The organism is Streptomyces sp. NPDC004658 (genome assembly GCF_040609555.1).
In the GTDB taxonomy this organism is placed as follows: Bacteria; Actinomycetota; Actinomycetes; order Streptomycetales; family Streptomycetaceae; genus Streptomyces.
Genome location: NZ_JBEXKG010000376.1, coordinates 1 through 1,911 on the forward strand (window position 1 = coordinate 1; position 1,911 = coordinate 1,911).

1 protein-coding gene and 1 pseudogene are annotated in these 1,911 nt (G+C 77.3%); one reads left to right on the forward strand and one right to left on the reverse strand.

Translation table 11 applies throughout. The features are described 5' to 3' along the window. A pseudogene (locus ABZV94_RS41450) lies at positions 1-631 on the reverse strand (diguanylate cyclase); the annotation flags it as partial. A gap of 361 nt (positions 632-992) precedes the next feature. Between ABZV94_RS41450 and ABZV94_RS41455 the strand changes: the two are divergent. Further along, positions 993-1,911 (forward strand): hypothetical protein (locus ABZV94_RS41455; protein ID WP_356350257.1); only part of this gene is annotated, 919 nt, incomplete at its 3' end.

Consider the following 1,911-nt stretch of genomic DNA (forward strand, 5'->3'; position numbering starts at 1 on the left):
GCCCGAGCAGGGCGTGCAACCGGTCGTCCGCGCGGACGACCGAGGTCGCCGGGTCGCAGGTGAAGCGTCCTACGGCGGCCTGGGCGGGCCGGCCGGCGGGCGGCCGGACGCACAGGGGCTCGCCGTCCCAGACGATCGCACTCTCGTCGCCGCCGGCCAGGCCGAGCAGTTCGGCGCCCAGGCCCTCGGCCAGCCGGCCGAGCACTTCCCGGTCGAGCAGGTCGTCCACGGTGTCCGTCACCGCCGGGTGCAGCACCGTGAGCACCCCCAGCGGCCCGGTTCCGCCGGGCACCGGCACGTGCACCGACCCGAACGGGAAGGGCAGACCGGCCGCGAACTGCGGATACCGGCGCATGGTCTCCGCGGCGTTCGGCAGGACCACGTGGATGCCGAGCCGGTAGGCGTCGGCGACCGGGAACGGCCGGTCGATGTGCAGCCGCCACCAGGACCTGAACAGCGGACCGGGCAGCCCCGTGAGCACCGCCAGGCGCAGCAGGCCCGGTGTGCGCGAGCGCAGATACACGCCCGCCACCCGGCCGCCGGCCGCGCTGAGGGCGCCGGTCGAGACGTCGGCCAGCAACGCGGTCAGCCGGGCCCGCGTACGGACCGCCTGCTCGTCGCTCCCGGCCATCGGCCCTACCTCGTCCCGTGCGGCTCCGGGTGGATGACACAGCAAGAATGCGCCACCAGACGCGCGGAACGCACCTGGGCGGGGTGGAGAGGAGACGCGGGCGCGTACCGGCCGGAGGCCGGGGACCGCCGCGGGGGGCACCGGGCCGGCTCACACCAGTGGCCCGCCCGAGTGGCGGGCCCGCGGGCCCGCTCCTAGTAATGGACTCCGTAACGCGGCGACCGCAGACGGGGCGCAGGTGCGGTCGCACCCTTCTCCTGGAGCCGAGATGACGACCTGCTCTTCATCCCCCCGTCCCGACGACTCGGTGATATCCCCGGCACCGGCTGTCCCCGGCGTCCCCAGCTCGTCCCCGCACCTCGTGACGCGGCCCGCGGCGCCGCTTCCCGTCGGGGAACCCGCCTACGGCGACCCCCTGCGCGGCCTGGTCCGCGCGGCCGTCGCCGACCGCCCGGTGGAGGACGTCGTCCAGCTCATCACGCTGCTGGAGCGCTCGCCCGAGCCGGCCCGGATGACGGCCGACGTGCTGCGCGCGGTCGCGGTCGACCGGTCGGTGGAGGACGTCACCCGTCTGGTGGCGCTGCTGACCGAACCTCCCCGGGACAGCGGCAGCGCCGACGAGGCGATCCGGGCCGCCGCTCAGGGCCGCCCCCTGGACGACGTCTCCCGGCTGGTGCAGCTGCTGCACCGCAGCCCGGTGGAACCCCGCTGCGCGGAAGCCGCCGTGCGGGCGGTGGCGGTGCACCGGCCGGTGGAGGAACTCGCCGAGCTGATCGGACGGCTGGCCGCGGAACGGGGGACGGGCGGCGCCGAGGAGTGGTCGGCGTCCGCCGCCGTGGCACCGGTGGCCGTACCGGAGGAACCAGCGGCGGGACGGTGCCCCACGGAAGGGCCGGCGCAGGCGGGAGCGCCGGCTGCGGGTGGGCCGGCGACGGCGGGCCGGCCGGCTGCGGGTGGGCCGGTGAAGACCCGGCGCCTCCTCGTCGAAGGCCGGGTGAAGCCGCCGCGCTCCGTCGCGGAAGGGCGGGCGCAGAAACGACAGGCCGACGCGGACCGGGCCGGGCCCGACCGGACGCCGAGGGCCTGCGCGTGGGCGGCCCGGTGCGCCGCGCTGCTGGTGTTCCTGTGCGGGACGGCGCACGCCCCGCGCTACTGGACCGGGCTGTCCCACGGCGTCCTCGGAGCCACCCTGCTCGCCTCGGCGCGGTGCGGGCTGCTGGCACTCGCCCTCACCGCGCGGTCGGCGCCGGCCCGGCTCGTGGCGGCGACGGCCGCGGTCG